Below are 18,070 nucleotides of genomic sequence, written 5' to 3' on the forward strand. Positions count from 1 at the left end.
GGAGTCCCCTAGACTCGCAGCCCCCTCTATTTACGCTGCGACAGAAGCTCGGCTGTACGCTGTCCGCAGCAAGGTGACGGATGTCGGACACGCGCGCAGCGATGAGAGAATTCCGCTTTCTCGACGAGAAGCGGAAGCTGGGAAGCCTGTCTCCGGTGGAGGAGGCTCGCTGGAACGAGCTGCGCGCACAGCTGGGCGTGGATGACGCGCCAGCCGCGGACGCCGCCGCCTGGCAGCAGCAGGCCGCGCCCCAGGGCTACTACGCCGCTGACGGCCAGTGGTACCCCTACCCCGCTGGCTACGAGCAGCAGCCCCAGGGCTACTACGCCGCCGACGGCCAGTGGTACCCCTACCCCGCCGGCTACGAGCAGCAACCCCAGGGCTACTACGCCGCCGATGGCCAGTGGTACCCCTACCCCGCCGGCTACGACCCGAACCAGGGGTATGATCCGAACGCGCAGGCCTACGCGCAGCAGGGCTACGATCCGAACGCTCAGGCGTATGACCCGAACGCTCAGGCCTACGCACAGCAAGGCTACGATCCGAACGCTCAGGCCTACGCACAGCAGGGCTACGACCCGAACGCTCAGGCCTACGCACAGCAGGGCTACGACCCGAACGCGCAGGCTTACGCGCAGCAGGGTTACGACCCGAACGCTCAGGCCTACGCACAGCAAGGCTACGATCCGAACGCTCAGGCCTATGCGCAGCAAGGCTACGACCCGAACGCGCAGGCGTATGACCCGAATGCGCAGGCTTACGCGCAGCAGGCGCATGACCCGAATGCGGGCTACGCCCAGGGCACGGCCGAAGCGTGGCAGGCGGATCCGCAGGCATATGCCGCGGAGTCCGTGCATCAGCAGTCCTACCCCACCGCTCCCGCACACCAGCCGGCGGTCGAGCCGGACAACCTCAGCCTTTCGGACGACATCGACATTCCCGCGCTGAGCGAGCCCGCGCCGTGGATGACGCCGGGCGCCGGTGGACAGGCTCAGAATGCACTGAGCGCTGAGCAGGAATCCGACATCGATGCGATGTCCGCCGGCGAGGAACCGGCCGCGGCGGATGACCCGTCTGCGTCGTTCGCGGACGTCACCGCGGACCTCCAGCAGGATGCGCAGCCTGTGTCCGAGGAGGCGCAGCCGGAAGCCCTGAGCGTTGCGGAGGATGACTTCTCCGAAGTGGGGTCGGACACCCCGGCGGTGGCCGCCAGCGCCGAACCCGAGACCTCCCTGGAGGCGTCGTTCGCCGACCTGTCGATGGAGGTCGAGTCGGCACCGGATGCGCCGATGGCGCCCACGGACGATGCCCTGGCCTCGATGGAAGTGGAGGTCCCCTCCTCCGAGGTCGAGTTGCTGGACGGCACCGCCGACAGCGAGCCTGTCCTGGCCCACGAGCAGTCTCCCGCCCCCATCGATGATGCGTGGGCCTCCGCGCCGCTCGCCGTCGAGACTGCGCACGTGGACGTCGCCGATGCGGGCGACATCATCGACGTTGCCGCCATGGCGGAGCCGGAGGCGGCCTCGCAGGCTGCGAATTCCGAAATCGCGCTCGATGCCTCCGACATGGTCGAAGCGTCGGCTGCGGACTCCGCGGATACGACGGATGCGTGGGACGCGGGTGCGACGACCGACGTGACGGCTGATGCCATTGCGACGGCCGACCACAGCGCGACGGATTTCATCGCGGACAGCGCGGGCGATACGTACGAGGCACAGCCCGCCGAGATTGCACTCGACACCGCGGATGAGGCTTCGGCCGAAGCCGAGCCCACCGAGATTGCGCTCGATGCAGCCGACGTGAGCGATGCGGCGGTTGAGCACGCCTCGGAGATGGCGTTCGACGCGTCTGCCGGGACCGAGACGGGCGCCGACACCTCGCCCGCCGAAATCGCGCTCGACCCTTCCGATGTCGCCGTGGCGGAGACCTATCCCGAGACGACCCTCCTGGCGTCTGACGCCAGCGATGCCGCGACGGCGGAAGCCTACCCCGCGGCAGACTTCGCGACGGCGGAGGCCTATCCCACGACGGAGTTCGCGACGGAGGAGGCTTACCCCGCGACGGAGTTCGCGACGGCGGAGGCTTATCCCGAGGCGGCGCTGACTGCCTCCGAGGCAAGTGATACGACCGCAGCCGCTCCCGAGTTGGCGCTCTCGGCTTCGGATGTCATCGAAACGTCTGCTCCCGAGCCGGAGCTGGCGGCTGCGGATGCCAGCAGCGAAGTCGTCGCCGAGGCCTCCCCCTACGACAGCGCAGCAGCCTCGTTCGAGCCCTTCGCCGAGACTGCCTTCAGCGAAGGCGATGCAACCGCCGCTGGCGAGCCGTACACCGAAGCGGTGCTCGACGCCGCAGAGGTCAGCGACACGGCTGTGAGCGAGCACGCTTTCGCGACGTCCGAGGCGAGCGAGTCGGCCACTGCCGAGGCGTATCCGGAAGTGGCGCTCGACACCGCCGATGTCAGTGATGCGGCCACGATGGAGTTGGACTCGGTGACGACCGCTGCCGAAGCCACCTTCGACACGGCGCTCGCATCCAGCGAATGGGGCAGCACGGACGCGGCCGAGGAGCTTGCCACAACGGCGCATGCGGCCTCCGACGTCAGCGAATTGGATGCCATCGAGACTGCTCCCGAGATGAGCGAGCCCGAAATCGCTCTCGATGCGTCCGACGTCGCCGAGTCCGCCCCGAATGATCCGGCCGCGGAGATTTCCCTGGAGGCCTCCGACGTCGCCGAGCCGCAGTCGGCTGAAATCGCCCTCGATGGCTCGGAGGTGAGCGAAGAGTCTCCCGCGCAGCAGGGAAGCGTCCCGACGCTGGAGCTCAACGCGGCCGAGGTGTCGTCCGACGAGCCCTCGCTCGATGTCATCGATGTCGAGTCCGCGCCCGGACACGCCGGGGACGAGGCATCGTTCCAGGCCGCTGACGCCGGGAGCGAGCAGCCCACGCTCGAGGTTATCGAAGTCGGTACGGAGGCCACCGCTTCGGAAGTGGACATCCCGCCGGAAGCTGCGCCCTTCGCGTCGTCGGATGTCCCATCGCTCGAGCTCCGGCCGGTCCAGGTGGGTCCGGACCTCCACGCGGAAACGATCGAGGTGGTGGGAGTTCCGCCGCATTCGTCCGCGCGCACGCCTTCCGCCGAGGAGATGTTCGACCTGAGCGGGAACCCCGAAGAGGCCGTGCCTCTCGCGGCGGCGAACGAGTTCCTGGCCCACGGACACTTCGCGCCGACCGATGAGCGCAGTGTGGCGATGGCGGAGGGTGACGCGGGCGCCATCGAGCTGCAGCCTGAATGGGCTTCCACTTCCGAGCAGCCCGCTGCGGAAGCGGCTCAGACGGAATGGGCCACTTCCGGTGAGCAGGCCGCTTCCAGCGATGCGTATGCAGGCTGGGAGGATCCTGTTTCGGAAACCGTCGAACTCCAGGCGGAGTGGGCGGAGCCTGTCACCGCTTCCGAGTGGACGACCTCCGAGCAATCGGCGCCTGCCACGAGCCACGCGGCGTGGGCGGCTTCCGATGCAGGCACCACCTCCGAGGCTGGCCAGGCCGAGTGGACGCAATCCCCCACCGGAGCAGCGCCGGAGCCTCAGGCCGAGTGGGCCGACTCCACCACCGAGCTCCAGCCCGAATGGGTTGCGGCCGAAGACGCGGCAGCCCCTGAAGCACAACCCGAGTGGGCCACCACCGCGGAGCAGGCGCCCACCGAGGCGCAGGCGCAGTGGACCGAGACCGCCGCGCAAGCCGCCCTCGGCAGCGAGCAGACGGAATGGGCTGCGAACACGCCCGAGGCGACCCAAGCCGACTGGGCTTCGTCCTCCACCGAGGCCGCGCCCGTCGAAATCCAAGCGGAGTGGGCTGAGCCGATCGCCGAGGACGGCCAGGCCCAGTGGGCCACGACTGAAGCGTCCCCGAGCGAGGGCTGGAACACGGCGCCGACTGAAGCAGCGCCCGTGGAAGTCCAGGCCGAGTGGGCCGAGTCTTCCGAGGCCGCGCCCACTGAGGCTCAGGCCGATGGGTCGGCCCCTACGCCCGACGCAGCGCCGGTGGAAGTGCAAGCCGAGTGGGCCGACCCCGCCCAGCAAGATGGAGCCGCTCTGACGGCTGAACCTGCGGCGACGGAGGCCCAGGCCGAATGGGCTGCGCCAGAAACCGCTGACGCCACTACGGATGCCCAGGCAGGTTGGACGACGCCGGGCGCCGACACGGCTCAGTCGGAATGGACTGCCTCTTCGGAAAACGGGTGGGCGACCGCCGAGGAAGTTCAGACCGAATGGACTGCGCCTGCGACCGAAACCGCCGCGCAGCACGAGTGGGCCACGACGCCTGCGGCTGAAGCAGCGCCAACCGACTGGGCCGCTCCCGCTACCGAAAACGCCGGGCAGCCCGAGTGGGCCACGCCTGCGACCGAAGCCGTGCCCGGCGAAGGTGCTCAGCCCGAGTGGGCTTCGCCTGCGACCGAGGAAGTCCAGGCCGAGTGGGCTACGCCTGCGGCCGAAGCCGCCGCATCGCCGGAGTGGGCTTCGCCTGCGACCGAGGAAGTCCAGGCCGAGTGGGCTACGCCTGCGGCCGAGGCCGCCGCATCGCCGGAGTGGGCTTCGCCTGCGACCGAGGGAGCCCAGTCCGAGTGGGCTACGCCCGCGACCGAGGCCGCCGCATCGTCGGAGTGGGCTTCGCCTGCGACCGAGGGAGCCCAGTCCGAGTGGGCTACGTCCGCGACCGAGGCCGCCGCATCGTCGGAGTGGGCTTCGCCTGCGGCTGAAGAGGTTCAGGGCGAGTGGGCCACTCCCGCTGCCGATGCCGCCGCCCCGTCGGAGTGGGCTTCGCCTGCGGCTGAAGAGGTTCAGGGCGAGTGGGCCACTCCCGCTGCCGATGCCGCCGCCCCGTCGGAATGGGCTTCGCCTGCGACGGAAGAGGCGCAAGGCGAGTGGGCGAATCCCGCTGCCGATGAAGTTCAAGCCGAGTGGGTAACGCCCGCGGAAGGCGCTGCGCCGTCGTCGGAGTGGGCTTCGCCTGCGACCGAGGAAGTCCAGGCCGAGTGGGCGACGCCCGAGGAAGGCGCTGCACCAGCATCGGAGTGGGCTTCGCCCGCAACGGAGGAAGTCCAGGCTGAGTGGGCCACGCCTGCCACCGAAACCGCCGCACCGGCGTCGGAATGGGCTTCGCCCGCCACCGAGGAAGCCCAGTCCGAGTGGGCCACGCCTGCCACCGAAACCGCTGCCCAGCCTGAGTGGGCCTCGCCTGCGACCGAAGCCGCCCAGCCCGCCTGGGCTGCCCCCACCGAAGGCGCGCAGGCAGAGTGGGCCGCCCCCGAGGCAGAAGAAGTCCAGGCAGAGTGGGCCGCCGCTCCGGCGGAGGGCACTCAGCAGGAGTGGGCAACGCCCACGGAAGCCCCCCACGCGGAGTGGTCCACGCCCGCCACCGAGGAAGTCCAGGCCGAGTGGGCCGACCCCATCGAGGAAGCCGCTCCGGCCACCGAATGGACCTCAACGAGCGCGCCTGCCGCCTCGCAGTGGGACACGCCCGCGGACAACGCCCCCGCGGCCTCGGGATGGTCCGCGACCAGCCACGACACCAGCGCGACCTGGGACGCCTCCGCCACCACCGAGTGGTCCTCGGAGCAGACGGCGAACTGGAACGAAGCGCCCGCTGAAGAGGTCTCCCTCGCGGACACGGCCACGCCTGCCTCCGCGGAGTGGAATGACGCCTCCGTGGACGTGGAGCCCGTCATGGAGGAGGCCGAGCCCATCGAAGCGGCGTCCGCGTGGGAGGCGGAGCCCATCCTGGACAGCGCCCCTGTGACGTCGCAGTGGGCCGCCGCCAGCACGGACAGCCCCTTCGGCGCTCAGGCGCAGGACTTCACCGAGGCCACGCCCATCGAGGAAGAGGAAGTCTCGATGGATCTCGAGCAGGAGGTCTCCGAAATCGACGTCGAGGAAGAAGCCGTGGTGCCGCCGCCCGCCCCCATGGCCGCCATCCCCGTCGTCGCGTCGGCGCCCGCGCACTTCGCCCAGGCGGCCTCACTGGCCACCGCCGCGCAGGCGCAGCGCACCGCCGTCGTCATGCCGGCCGCGCCCGCCAACCACGTCGCCGTGGAGCGTGAGCCGCTCTTCGATGACACCGCCATCGTCGGAGGCACGGCCCTCACCTCCTTCGTGGAAGGCGAGCACCGCGTCATCATCCACACCGTCGAAGGCCAGGTGAAGCGCGGCACCATCCGCGACGCGGACCTGCTCGACGAGGTCATCTCCCTCGAGCAGCAGAGCGGCTTCGCCGCCGAGCAGATTCCGGGCAAGCGCGTGAAGGCCATCTTCTTCATGCTCGCCGCCGGTGCGCGTCAGCCGCAGGTGGAGGGACAGAAGATCCGGGTCACCTTCAACGACGGACGTCAGGTCGCGGGCTTCTCCCAGGACTTCCAGGGCAGCACGCCGGGCTTCTTCGTCATCCCCGCCGACCAGCGCACCAACACCGCGCGCATCTTCATCTACCGCTCCAGCGTGCAGGCGGTGGCCGAGGGCTGAGCGGGCGCGTCCCCGAAGAACGGGCGGGGCCGCCGTGCCCCGCAAATGAAAGAGGGGCCCCCACCACCGTGGGAGGCCCCTCCGTCATTTCAGAAGAAGCGAAGGCTTACTTCTTGTCTGTCGCGGCGGCGTCGGCCTGCTTCACCAGCGACAGCTCCAGGTTCACGGTGACTTCCTCACCCACCGCGACGCCGCCCGCTTCCAGCGCCTGGTTGTAGGCCAGGCCGAAGTCCTTGCGGTTCAGCTTGGTGGTCGCCGTCACGCCCGTGCGGGTGTTGCCCCAGGGGTCCTTGGACTCCTTCGACGGGCCCGTGACGTCCAGGACGACCGGCTTGGTGACGCCGTGCATGGTCAGGTCACCGGTGACCTTCAGCTTGCCCTGGCCCGCCTTCTGGACCTTGGTGGACTTGAAGGTGATCTCCGGGAACTTGGCCGTGTCGAAGAAGTCAGGGGCCCGCAGGTGCTCGTCGCGCTTGGCGTTGCCGGTGTTGACGGTGGACGCGTCCAGCACGGCCTCGACCTTGGACTTGGTGACGTCCTTGTCATCCAGGTTCACCGTGCCGCTCTTCACGTTGAACGAGCCGGTGACGTTCGACACCATCATGTGACGGACGGAAAAGCCGGCGCTGGAGTGCGAGTCATCCACCTTCCAGGTGGAGGCCAGCGCGATGGACGGGAGGGCGAAAAACAGGGCAACGGCGCTCTTCATGGACGTCTTCATAAGAAGTGTGCTCCTTGGGGATACAGCGAAGTCAGGCGCGCAGCGCGAAGCTGCGCATGGACAAGGTTCCGTGATGGAAGCCCTCGAATACGGGGGTGAGACGGTCCTCGGGGAGGGCAGCTCCGAGGACGAAATAGAGCGGCATCAAATGTTCGGCCCTTGGATGCGCGAGCCGCGCGTTCGGTGCATCCAACCATGATTGAAGACCGGTGAAGTCTCGCGCCTCCAGCTTCTGCGCAATCCACGCATCGAAGGCCGCGGCCCACGGCTCGACGGACGCCGCCTTCTCATGGAAATTCAGCCGGCGCAGGTTGTGGACGATGCCGCCGCTGCCCATCAACAGCACGCCCTGCGCGCGCAGCGGCCGGAGGAGTTCGCCCATCCGCGCGATGTCCGCGGCGCTCGCGCCCAGCGGCATGGAGACCTGGACGACGGGGAGCTTCGCCTCCGGGAAGGCATGCAGCAGCGGCACCCACGCGCCGTGGTCCCAGCCGCGCTCCGCGTCAGCCACGGTGGGCAACCCGCCCGCCTTCAGCCGGGCGACCACGTCCTCGGCCAGGGACGGCGCACCCGGCGCGCCATAGCGCAGGCGGTAGAGCGGCTCGGGAAAGCCATAGAAGTCATGGATGAGGGACGGCTGCGCGCTGGCGGTGACGCGAATCTCACCGGGCGTCTCCCAATGGGCGGACACCACCACCAGGGCCCGCGCCTGGGCCTCGCCGCCGAAGCGCCGCAGTGCCTGCGGGTAGGCATCCGCGTCCAGGGCCACCATCGGTGAGCCGTGAGAGATGAACGCCGCGGGGGCCACGGCCTGGCCGCCGCCAGGGCCACCCGCCCCCAGCACGCCCGCCACCCCGGCCGCCGCCACGCCTTGAAGCACCACGCGTCTGTCGAGTTCGTCGCCCATGACGGCCGCCTTCTAATGCAACCGGAAGACCACGACACCCAAAACTCCAACCTATTGGATTTGCTCCGCTCCCTAAACCTTCCGTGCAACAGGACTCTCAAAACGATAGAGACTCAACTCATTCTGGAAGGAGTCGTACAGCGTGGGTGGCCGTTTCGAGCTGGACTTGAGTGAGCTGCTGTCCTTCGAGCCAGGGGGTGGGCTCATCCACTTCGGGGGCCAGCGCGTGCTGCTGATGGACCCGGTGGCGCTGGGGCTGCTTCGCAAGGAGCTCGTCAAGCTAATGGGGATGACGGCGGCGCGCGGCACCTTCACGCGCCTGGGCTACGCGCACGGCTGGCGCACGGCCGAAGCGATGAAGGGCGCGGTTCCCTGGAAGGACGAATCCCTGTGGCGCCGTGCCGGCGGGCGGCTGCACACCCTCCAGGGGCAGGTCCGGGTGGAGCCCGTCCAGCGCCGCGCGGACGAAGGCCCGGAGCCCTTCGCCGAAGCGCAGTGGCACGATTCCTATGAAGCCGAGCAGCACTTGCTGCACCTGGGCCAGTCCGACCAGCCGGTGTGCTGGAGCCTCACCGGCTTCGCGTCCGGCTACATGAGCTACGTCAACGGCAAGCCCATCTACGGCACGGAGCTGCGCTGCGTGGGCAAGGGCGACGCGGCATGCCACTACGTGGGCCGTCCCGCCGAGGAGTGGAGCACTGAGTGCACGGAGGTGCTGCGCCTCTATGAAACCCAGTGCATGGAAGGAATGCTGGCGCAGGTGACGGAGGCGCTGCGACAGGCGGAGCGCAAGCTGCGCGCGAAGCGGCAGTCGCTGGCGCGCGCGGGCGTGACGGAGGACCCGGCGGGCATGGTGGCGCGCTCGGAGGCGATGCAGCGAATCATCAACCTGGCGCGCAGGGTGGCGAAGGTGGACTCCACGGTGCTCGTCACGGGCGAGAGCGGCGTGGGCAAGGAGCGCATCGCCCGCCTCATCCATGACGAGTCAGGCCGCGCGCACAAGGCCTTCGTCGCCGTCAACTGCGCCGCCGTCACGGAAAGCCTGCTGGAGAGCGAGCTGTTCGGCCACGCGCGCGGCGCCTTCACCGGCGCCACCCACGACAGGGCCGGCCTCTTCGAAGCGGCCCATGGCGGCACCCTCTTCCTGGATGAAGTGGGCGAGGTGCCACCGTCCATGCAGGCCAAGCTGCTGCGCGTGCTGCAGGAGCGCGAGGTGCGCCGCGTGGGCGAGAACGCCAGCCGCAAGGTGGACGTGCGGCTGGTGGCCGCCACCAACCGCGACCTCGCGGAGGAGGTCCGCCAGGGGCGCTTCCGTCAGGACCTCTACTACCGGCTGCGCGTCATCGAGCTGAAGATTCCGCCGCTGCGTGAGCGCCGCGACGACGTGCTCCCCCTGGCGCGGCTGCTGCTCGCCGAGGCCGCGGAGCGCTTGGGCCGCAGGGTGTCGGGCCTGTCCCCGGACGCGGCGGACCAGTTGCTGCGCTATGCGTGGCCCGGCAACGTGCGTGAGCTGAGCAACGCCGTGGAGCGCGCGGTGGCGCTGTGCGAGGGCACTCGGGTGGAGCGGGAGGACCTGCCGGAGGAGGTCCGCGCCGCGCCCCCCAGCCTGGTGCCCACCGGCAATCCGCAGCGGCTGGAGGACATGGAGAAGCATTACATCCTGGCGGTGCTGGCGCAGAACGGCGGCAACCGCGCGCGCACCGCCGAGCAGCTCGACATCGGCGTGGCGACGCTCTACCGCAAGCTCAAGCAGTACGGCCACCCGGAGGCGGCCCACTGAGTCGCGAAGGGCCCGGCGTCAGTTGAGGTACTGGTCCCGGTCCGGCCGGTCCTGCCGCACCACCTGCAGGTGCTTGGAGCGGCCCTTCAACTGGCGCTGCAGCCGCCAGTGCTGCAGGTGCAGCCACAGCTTGCGCGGGCTGGCCCCGCGCACGTAGGCGAACGCCATGCAGAGGCCCAGCAGGTCCGGCACCTGCGTCTGCCAGCCACTGGTGACGGCCGACAGGACGACGAAGCCCGCACCGATGCCCGCCAGCGCGTTGCCCGACAGCGGCAGGCCCCAGAAGTTCGTCTGCCCCCGGCCAATGGAGAGTCCGTAGGACACCCACAGCACCGACGTCATGACGTTGCCGCCCGCGTACGCCTGCACCGTCGCGCCGGGCACCAGCATGGCCAGCAGCGAGGTGATGAGGCCCGCACTCACCGCGATGCCCAGCGCCACCATCAACAGGCGCCTGCTGCCCCAGATGGACTCCAGGTAGCCGCCAATGGACCAGGTGATGATGGCGCCGAAGATGATGCCGATGGGGCTGGACTCGATGAAGGCATACGTCAGCGGCTGCCACAGGAAGAGCTTGCCGAACACCAGGTCCGGGAACAGCAGCAGCAAGCCACCCGACTGCGACTTCGTGAGGTGGAACATCACGGAGCCAGCCACCAGCGCCACCGCCAACTTGGACGCCGTGGTCTCCAGGCCGGGCAGTCCCATGCCGCCGCCCCCGCCTCCGAAGCTCCTCATCGGTCGCATTCAGTACACCATCCTCTCGTTGCTCAGAGCCGTCCAAAGGTGGTGGAACACCGCTCGCTTCGCAACCCCAAATGACGAAGGGCGCCCATCCCCGACACCGGGGAAAGCGCCCTCGAACACTCACGCTTCGTCAACGGCCTCGCGGCCAATCAAGCCTTCGGCTTGTAGAAGAGCGTGATGGTCAAGCAGTGGAACTCCTTGTCGGAGGACTGCGTCACCACCCTGTCGACCACCTCGAGGTTGGAGTTCTCCTTGAGCCACTTGGTGATGTTCTCACCCATGTTCTCGCGGTCACGCGCGAGCGTGGTGGAGAACACCTTGACGCCCGTGAAGCTGATAACGCCCATTCCGACCCTCGTCATAAACCAGAGATTCTGGACGTTTACCCCGAGACGATTCCGCCATCAAGAATCGGGCCCGACAATCCGGCCCTTGCGCGTCCTGGGCATCCCACCTGGGAGGTGGGCTCCCGAGCCTCGCACGGAGCGCGCGGGCCCGGGGGCTGGAACTTCACCGGCCGCTGGCGGCCTTGCGCGACAGGCAGGTGACCTCATCCTTGCAGGCCGGGCCAATGCCCTCGGGGTGTGCCGTCAGGGGCGTCTTGTCGCTCTCCTCCACGCTACACACCACGCACTTGCGCTTGCGGTTGCGACGCTCGGCGCGGCGCTGCTCCGCGATGGCCTTGGCCCGCTCACGCGCCGTCTTCGCGTCCACCTCGTTGCTCATCTCGCGTCCTGGTTGGAAGTCCTGTGTCATCAGAGCGCCTCGACGAGCACCGCGATGCCCTGGCCGCCACCGATGCAGGCGGACCCGATACCATAGCGGGCGCCGCGACGCTTCAGCTCGTACACCAGCGTAGTGGTGATGCGCGCGCCGGAAGCTCCCAGCGGGTGCCCCACGGCGATGGCGCCGCCGTTGACGTTGGTGCGCTCACGGGGCAGCCCCAGCTCCTTCTCCACCGCCAGGTACTGCGGCGCGAAGGCCTCGTTGACCTCGAAGAGGTCGATGTCCGACAGCTGACACTGGGCGCGCTCCAGCAACTGGCGGATGGCCGGCGCGGGGCCAATGCCCATGATTTTCGGATCACAGCCGGAGACGCCCCAGTTGACGAGCCGGGCAATGGGCTGCAGGCCGTGCTTCTTCACGAAGCTGCCGGTGGCCATCACCATGGAGCCGGCGCCGTCGCAGATGCCACTGGCCGCGCCCGCGTGCACCACGCCGTCCTTCTTGAAGACCTTGGGCAGCTTGCGCAGGCTCTCCACCGACGTCTCCGGGCGGTTGTGCTCGTCCCGGGACACCACCGTCTCCCCCTTCTTCGTCTTCAGCGTGACGGGGGCGATTTCATCCTGGAAGCGGCCCGCCTCCTGCGCGGCGGCGAAGCGCTTCTGGGTCAGGACGGCGTACTCGTCCACCTGCTCCTGCGTGAGCGAGTAGTCCACCGCGAGCTGCTCGGCGGTGAGCGCCATGGCCTGGCCGGTGTAGCTGTCGGTGAGGGCCGTCCACAGCATGTCCTCCAGGCTGCCCTTGCCCAGCGGCAGGCCCCAGCGGGCGCCGCGGATGACGTGGGGGGCCTGGCTCATGGACTCGGTGCCACCGGCCAGCACGACGGAGGCCTGCTCGGTGAGCATCAGCTCCGCCGCCGTGATGAAGGCCTGGAAGCCGGAGCCGCACAGCCGGTTGACGCCCAGTGCGGGCACGGGGACGGGCACGCCGGTGCGCAGGCCCACGTGGCGCGGCAGGTAGATGGCGTCCGCGCTGGTCTGCACCACGTTGCCGTAGACGACGTGCTGGACGTCTTCCGGAGACACCTTCGCCTGGGCCAGCGCGGCCTTCGCCGACTCCACGGCGAGGTCGGTGGCACTGAGGTCCTTCAGGCTTCCCCCGTAGGTACCGAACGGGGTGCGCTTGCCGGACAGGAAGTAGATTTCCTCGTTCTTGGACACGCTCTTCATGGTGGTCGTCTACCTACTCTCATGGGGCGCGCGGTGCACGCGCGCCGTGACGTCGTGACGTGTGGGACGGACGGCCCTAGGGCGCGCGCGGCCCGAAAAAGGCGCTGGCGACGATGGCAAGCGCGATGACGGTCCACAACAAACCTTGAAGGTTCTGTTTCCGGATTTCCTTGCGGCCGAGCCCCTGGTACCAGGAACGCCCGGCGGCCACCCTGCCTTCCCAGGTGAAATCCCCGGTGGGCTGCAACCCGTCCAGGCGGCGCAGGTGCGCGCGCAACAGGCGGTCGGGCGGAGCGTCCTCCAGTGAACCCGCCAGGTAGACGCCGGGCACCTCCAGCGCCGGGCGCCGGTAGTCCGCGGTGATGACGAAGCCCCCGGAGGCCAGGGGGGTGAGGAGGTACAGCCGGGGCACGCCGCCCTGCCCCTCGTGGAGCGTGGCGAAAACGCGCTCACCTGGGTGGGCCCAATCGTAGGAGCGCGTGGCGCGCTGGAGGCGCGGCTTCTCCTCATGGCTGCCCAGCGGCACGAACCCCAGCGCCTGAAGCTGGTTGGCGCGCCCCGACAGCTCCAGGGGCAAATCCATCTGGTCCGCGGGCGCCTCGGGCTCCACCCGCACGCTGGACGGGAAGAGGAAGAGGATGCTGCGCCACAGATTCATGGACAGCAGCACGAGCGCCAGCACCAGGCCGGCGACGACGATGCCCAGCTCGGCGAGGACATTCATGAAGGGAGGACCTCCAGGTGCATCGCCCCCCGCGCCACGGGCGCGAGGAGCCGAACGAGGGAGGTCAACAAGGCGGGCCGACCGGAGACCATGACTCCGGGACCCTAGCGGAAAGCGGCGCCCGCGTGCGCTGGCTTCAGCGCCGGGACGCGCTGGCTGGCAGCGTGCTCCAGCGCTCGACGTCCGCCGGGGTGAGTGGGTCCTCGCCGCGCAGGAACTGCTCCAGGTGCCCCAGCGAGTCCACGCCGAAGAACAGCTCGTCGTCCACCAGATAGGTGGGCACGCCAAAGGCTCCGGCGGCAACCGCCGCCTCGGTGTTCCGCCGGACCCGGTCCTTCACCTCCTGCGTCTGGGCCGCCGCGAGCAGCGCCTGGGCGTCCAGCCCCGCGGCCTGAATCGCCGCGCCCACGGCCTCGGGCGACTCCGCCCCCTTCCCGCCGCCCCAGGCGGAGGCATACAGGGCGCTCACCAGCCGGCTCCGGGCCTCCACGTCATCCACGGCGGCCGTCACACGCAGCGCGAGCAGCGGGTTGAAGGGATGCGTCGGCGGCGGCGCGAAGGGCACGCCAAGGTCATGGGCGATGCGAAAGGTCTGCTTGAAGATGTAGGCCCGCTTGGGCACGACCTCCGCGGGACCGATGTTTCCCGTCGCGTTGAGCACCCCCGCGAGCAGCACGGGCACCGGCTCCACGGTGCGGCCATGGCGCGCGGCGAGCGCCGGCAGGCGCGTCCAGGCCAGGTAGGCATACGGCGAGATGAAATCCAGCAGGAACCGCAGTGGGGTCGGGGCCATGGCCCGAGTCTAACGCCCCACTTCCGGGCTGTGAGGACACAGTCCCGTCGACTTTCCAGCGTCACATCAGGCGCTCTGACGCAGCTCCCCGGCCCGGCGCTGGAGCGCACCCCGCAGGGAGCTGGCCAGGGCCAGCAGGCTGGAGGCCCGGGCATCCATGAAGGCCGCCTCGGCCGCCTCCAGCGCCACCACCGAGGACTCCGCGTCCCGCGCGCGCTCCGCGAGCGCCAGGCGCACCAGCCCCACCTGGAGCACGTTGCCCGTCAGCTCCGCCAGCGCGAGCGCCCGGCGCAGGTGCGCCAGGCCCTCCTCACCCGGCAGCAGCGCCGCCAGCGCCCGGCGGGAGAGGATTTCATCCCACGGATTGGCCAGCACCGGGTCCATGGCCCGCGCCAGCGCCGCCTCCGCCGCGTCCTGCGCCGCCACCAGGTTGCCCTGCTCCCGTTCGAAGCGGGACTGATAGACGCGCAGCAGCGTCTCCATGCGGACGCCGCCCTCGCGCGCGGCGGCAAGGGCCGCGGGGAGTGACCGGCGCGCCGCACCCGCATCCTCGAAGAGCACGTCGCGGCAGGCCTGATACACCCGCAGGTGACACTGGAGCCACCGGTCCTCCGGCAGCACCCGCGCCAGCGCCTCGGCGCGGGCCACCACCGCGGCCACGTGCTCGTGCTCGCCGCGCTCCAGGTAGTACGGCGGTGTGAAGAGGGCCAGGTTGCGCTCCATCAACCGGGGGTTGCCCAGCCGCCGCACCAGCTCCGTCTTCTCCGTGAAGGCCGGGACGAACGCCGCGCCGTCGCCCGTGAAGGCCGCGCGCGTCACCACCGAGAACAGATGGAAGCCGCGCACGTCCGTGAGCCCATGGGCCTCCGCCACGGCGTACCCGTCGCGCAGCGCCTGAGCGTCCAGCGGCTCGCCGCGCAGCGCCAGGTTCATGTTCATCGTGAAGCCGCCCATGCCCAGCGCCCACGCCAGGCGCTTGGGTAGCCGGCCCATCACCTCGCACAGCCCGCGAAGCCGCTTCAGTTGCTCGTACTGCGTCTCCAGCACGCCGGCGAAGCGGCCCGTGTAGGCACACACCTGAGCGGGAGCCAGCTGCGCCGCGGCGCGATAGGGCGACACCTCCGGCTGCTCGGCCCGCACACGCTCGAGCAGCGCCGTCAGCTCCTCCGTGCGCCCCACGCTGGCCAGGGCCATGGCCTGGAGAATGCGCAGCTCGGCCTGCTTCCAGAAGACGTCCGCGGTGCTGGCGAACGCATCCGCCTCGCGCTCACGGAACAGCGCCTTCAGGCGCGCGGGACGCTCCACTTCGGGCGCGGCGCACGCGGCCTCCAGCGCGGCCACCGCCTGCGCCCGCCCGTCCACCAGGTCCACCGTGGAGGCCCAGTGGTCACTCAGCTTCCGCGCGAAGACGAGCGAGGTGGGCGGGTCGCTCGAATAGCCCACCTCCACCATCGTCACCCAGATGCGCAAGAGCAGCCTGTCACGGCCCGGGAAGTCCGGCGCGGCCTCCAGCAGCATCGCCGCTTCCTTCAGCAGCAGCGTCGCCTCCAGCAGCGCCTGCGCCTCGATGGCGGCCCGGCCCGCGTCCAGCAGCGGGCCAATGGCCAGCTCCGGCTCCGACGAGCGCAGGTAGTGCCACCCCACCGTGCGCGACAGCTCCGGCCGCGACGAGTGCAGCGTCTGGAGCGCCAGCGCCACGCGGCCGTGCGCCACGCGCCGCGCATCCTCGGGCGTGCTGTCGTAGACGGCCTGGTGCACAGTGTCGTGCGTGAAGACGTAGCGGCCCTCCACCTCCTGGAGGAACTGCCGCTCCACGATGCCGTCCAGCACCGCGAACAGCTCGGACTCGGGCAGCTCCGCCAGCGCGCGGAGCATGGGCAGCTCCAGGCTGCGGCCCGCGGGCGCCAACTGGCGCAGCAGCGACACCTGCTCCGCCGGAGCACTGCCCAGGCGCGCGAGCACCGCGTCGTGGATGCTGGCGGGCAGCGGCCGTGTATCCAGCCCCTCGACGGCGCTCCACCGGCCGCCCACCCGCGTCAGCGCGCCTTCCTCCACCAGCGCGCGCAGGCACTCGGTGGCGAAGAAGGCATTGCCGCCCGTGGTCTCATGCAACCGCGTGACGAAGGCCGCGGGCACGGCCAGCCCCGGCAGCGCCAGCTCCACCAGCGTCCGCACGTGCTCGGCGGCCAGCGGCTCCAGGTCCATGCGGGTGGTGATTTTCTCGTCCACCGTCTGGAAGGCCAGGCTCAGGCGGCTCAACTCGCCGTTCCGGAACGTGCCCACCACCATGCCGCGCGTGCCGTACAGGGCGCGGATGAGGACGTTGAGCACCTCCAGCGTGGCGCTGTCGGCCCACTGGAGGTCCTCGAAGCACAGCACCAGCGTCATCCGCCGGCCCAGCGCCTGCACCCACTCCGCCAGCGCGCCGAAGAAGGCCAGCTTCTCCTCGCCCACCACCGGATGCACTTCGCCCGCGTCCGGCGTCAGGCCCGGGAGCAACTGCCGCAGCTTCGGCCCGAGGCGCTCCATCATCTCCGAGGGCGTGAGCGGTACCAGACACCGCACCGCCTGGACGATGGGCGTCAGCGGCGCCTGCCCCTCCGCGCGGCACTGGCCTCGGCCGAAGGGCAGCTCCGCCAGCTTCGCCTGGAGCTCGAACTCCTGGAGCAGCCGCGTCTTGCCCACGCCCGCGGGCGCGCCGATGAGCACCGCGCGGGACTGGCCCCAGTCCGCCTCGGCCAGGCCGTTCATCAGCGCTTCCAGCTCCGCGGCGCGGCCCACCACTTCCGGCACGTGCAGGTAGCTGGCGCGCGCCGACAGCGGCTCCTCCGGCATCGGCTCGCCGCTGGCGTGGCAGAGCGCCTCCATCAGCTCGCTGGCGTCCTGGAAGCGCTCGCGCGGATCCTTCGCCAACAGCAGGAGGATGATTTCCTCCAGCTGCGGATCCACCGGGCAAATCGTGGACGGCTTCGGCGGCGGCCGCGTCAGGTGGTCCGCCAGGAGCGCCGCCGGGGTGTTGCGCTTGAAGGGCAGCCGGCGCGTGACCAGGTAGTAGGCCATGACGCCCAGCGAATAGAGGTCCGCGCGCCCGTCGATGCTCGCGCCGCGCTGCCACTCCGGCGCCAGGTACTCCAGCGTGCCCTTGAGACGGCCGGGGCTGGGGGTGCCCAGCTGGTGCATGACGCCGAAGTCCATCAGCTTCACCGCGCCCGCGCTGGTGATGCGGATGTTGCTGGCCTTGATGTCGCAGTGCACGTACAGCCGCGAGTGCAGGAAGGCCAGGACCTGGGACATCTGGATGAGCACGCGGTACAGCGTGCGCGTGTCCAGTGGCGACTCACGCCCCAGCGAGCTCAGGTCCTGCCCGTCCACCACCTCCATGGTGATGAAGCGGTTGCCGGCCTCCGTCATGCCCCAGTCGAAGACCTTGAGGGTGCCGGGGTGCTGGAGCTTCTTCATGGCGAAGAACTCGTGCCGGAACATCAGCACCAGCTCCTCCGTCTTGCCCGCCGTCAGGCCCGCGGGGACCTGCATCTCCTTGAGCGCCACCCGGCGGTGCTCATGCAGGTCCGTGGCCAGCCAGATGCGGCCCATGCCGCCTTCGCCCAGCAGCCCTTCCACCCGGTAGCGCCCCGTCACCACCATGCCCACGGCCAACGAGCGGCGCTCCCCGGCGCGCGCTCCCGGCAGGGTGATGGGCGTGCGGATGCGGTCCCCCCATGAACTTGGAGGACGGCTGCGCTCGTCCAGGACTGCTGTCTTCTCCTCGTCGCTCACGAAGGGGAACCGGCGGGGTCAGCGAAATGCAGAAGTTAATGGGATATCACGTTTCCTTGCGACAGGCACACATCATCAGTGCCGTGTCGGCGTTGAGTGTCGCACCGCGCATGCGCCCCAGGCGACAAGCACCTGACAACACGGGCCTCGGCTG

The 18,070-nt window shown here is 69.9% G+C and carries 11 protein-coding genes; 2 read left to right on the top strand and 9 right to left on the bottom strand.

Features of this window, described 5'->3' with window-relative positions; translation table 11 throughout:
- Positions 1 to 101 precede the first annotated feature (101 nt).
- Positions 102 to 6,515, top strand: a complete 6,414-nt coding sequence (locus F8M74_RS07050) for a hypothetical protein (protein WP_228560847.1) — start codon at positions 102 to 104, stop codon at positions 6,513 to 6,515.
- 106 nt (positions 6,516 to 6,621) lie between these two features.
- Here the strand turns inward: F8M74_RS07050 and F8M74_RS07055 are convergent, their stop codons facing one another.
- Together F8M74_RS07055 and F8M74_RS07060 are read right to left on the bottom strand one after the other, a co-directional pair.
- Positions 6,622 to 7,236: a YceI family protein gene (locus F8M74_RS07055; RefSeq protein WP_141254095.1), complete on the bottom strand. Its 615-nt coding sequence runs from the start codon at positions 7,234 to 7,236 to the stop codon at positions 6,622 to 6,624.
- Positions 7,237 to 7,267: 31 nt separating this feature from the next.
- The gene (locus F8M74_RS07060; protein ID WP_163884348.1) at positions 7,268 to 8,143 is read right to left on the bottom strand and encodes a dioxygenase; all 876 of its coding nucleotides are present in this window, start codon (positions 8,141 to 8,143) and stop codon (positions 7,268 to 7,270) included.
- A 142-nt stretch (positions 8,144 to 8,285) separates the two neighbouring features.
- Between F8M74_RS07060 and F8M74_RS07065 the strand changes: the two genes are divergently transcribed.
- Positions 8,286 to 9,923 carry a sigma-54-dependent Fis family transcriptional regulator gene (locus F8M74_RS07065; RefSeq protein WP_141256140.1) on the top strand — a complete coding sequence of 546 codons (1,638 nt, stop codon included), beginning with the start codon at positions 8,286 to 8,288 and terminating at the stop codon, positions 9,921 to 9,923.
- Between the two features lie 18 nt (positions 9,924 to 9,941).
- Here the strand turns inward: F8M74_RS07065 and F8M74_RS07070 are convergent, their stop codons facing one another.
- From F8M74_RS07070 to F8M74_RS07100, 7 genes are all read right to left on the bottom strand, one after another.
- Entirely contained in the window at positions 9,942 to 10,670 is a 729-nt protein-coding gene (locus tag F8M74_RS07070) for a DUF1751 domain-containing protein (protein ID WP_140866253.1), read from the bottom strand.
- Positions 10,671 to 10,819: 149 nt separating this feature from the next.
- Positions 10,820 to 11,017, bottom strand: coding sequence for a hypothetical protein (locus F8M74_RS07075; protein ID WP_013938428.1), 198 nt, complete (start codon positions 11,015 to 11,017; stop codon positions 10,820 to 10,822).
- A 163-nt stretch (positions 11,018 to 11,180) separates the two neighbouring features.
- Positions 11,181 to 11,396 carry a hypothetical protein gene (locus F8M74_RS07080; protein WP_026113800.1) on the bottom strand — a complete coding sequence of 72 codons (216 nt, stop codon included), beginning with the start codon at positions 11,394 to 11,396 and terminating at the stop codon, positions 11,181 to 11,183.
- A 29-nt stretch (positions 11,397 to 11,425) separates the two neighbouring features.
- Positions 11,426 to 12,622 (bottom strand): acetyl-CoA C-acetyltransferase, encoded by a 1,197-nt coding sequence (locus F8M74_RS07085; protein ID WP_141256139.1) that lies wholly within the window; start codon positions 12,620 to 12,622, stop codon positions 11,426 to 11,428.
- A gap of 76 nt (positions 12,623 to 12,698) precedes the next feature.
- Entirely contained in the window at positions 12,699 to 13,346 is a 648-nt protein-coding gene (locus F8M74_RS07090; RefSeq protein WP_141256138.1) for a hypothetical protein, read from the bottom strand.
- Positions 13,347 to 13,482: 136 nt separating this feature from the next.
- Positions 13,483 to 14,139: a 2-hydroxychromene-2-carboxylate isomerase gene (locus F8M74_RS07095; protein WP_141256137.1), complete on the bottom strand. Its 657-nt coding sequence runs from the start codon at positions 14,137 to 14,139 to the stop codon at positions 13,483 to 13,485.
- A 66-nt stretch (positions 14,140 to 14,205) separates the two neighbouring features.
- Positions 14,206 to 17,790 (bottom strand): protein kinase, encoded by a 3,585-nt coding sequence (locus tag F8M74_RS07100; RefSeq protein ID WP_141256143.1) that lies wholly within the window; start codon positions 17,788 to 17,790, stop codon positions 14,206 to 14,208.
- Positions 17,791 to 18,070 lie beyond the last annotated feature (280 nt).

It is taken from the genome of Myxococcus sp. CA023, assembly GCF_010998615.1.
In the GTDB taxonomy this organism is placed as follows: domain Bacteria; phylum Myxococcota; class Myxococcia; order Myxococcales; family Myxococcaceae; genus Myxococcus.

Excerpts from the sequence above, each read along its gene's own strand:
- F8M74_RS07050 (WP_228560847.1), top strand. The coding sequence starts at position 102 with ATGAGAGAATTCCGCTTTCTCGACGAGAAGCGGAAGCTGGGAAGCCTG.
- F8M74_RS07055 (WP_141254095.1), bottom strand. The coding sequence starts at position 7,236 with ATGAAGACGTCCATGAAGAGCGCCGTTGCCCTGTTTTTCGCCCTCCCG.
- F8M74_RS07060 (WP_163884348.1), bottom strand. The coding sequence starts at position 8,143 with ATGGGCGACGAACTCGACAGACGCGTGGTGCTTCAAGGCGTGGCGGCG.
- F8M74_RS07070 (WP_140866253.1), bottom strand. The coding sequence starts at position 10,670 with ATGCGACCGATGAGGAGCTTCGGAGGCGGGGGCGGCGGCATGGGACTG.
- F8M74_RS07075 (WP_013938428.1), bottom strand. The coding sequence starts at position 11,017 with ATGGGCGTTATCAGCTTCACGGGCGTCAAGGTGTTCTCCACCACGCTC.
- F8M74_RS07080 (WP_026113800.1), bottom strand. The coding sequence starts at position 11,396 with ATGAGCAACGAGGTGGACGCGAAGACGGCGCGTGAGCGGGCCAAGGCC.
- F8M74_RS07085 (WP_141256139.1), bottom strand. The coding sequence starts at position 12,622 with ATGAAGAGCGTGTCCAAGAACGAGGAAATCTACTTCCTGTCCGGCAAG.
- F8M74_RS07090 (WP_141256138.1), bottom strand. The coding sequence starts at position 13,346 with ATGAATGTCCTCGCCGAGCTGGGCATCGTCGTCGCCGGCCTGGTGCTG.
- F8M74_RS07095 (WP_141256137.1), bottom strand. The coding sequence starts at position 14,139 with ATGGCCCCGACCCCACTGCGGTTCCTGCTGGATTTCATCTCGCCGTAT.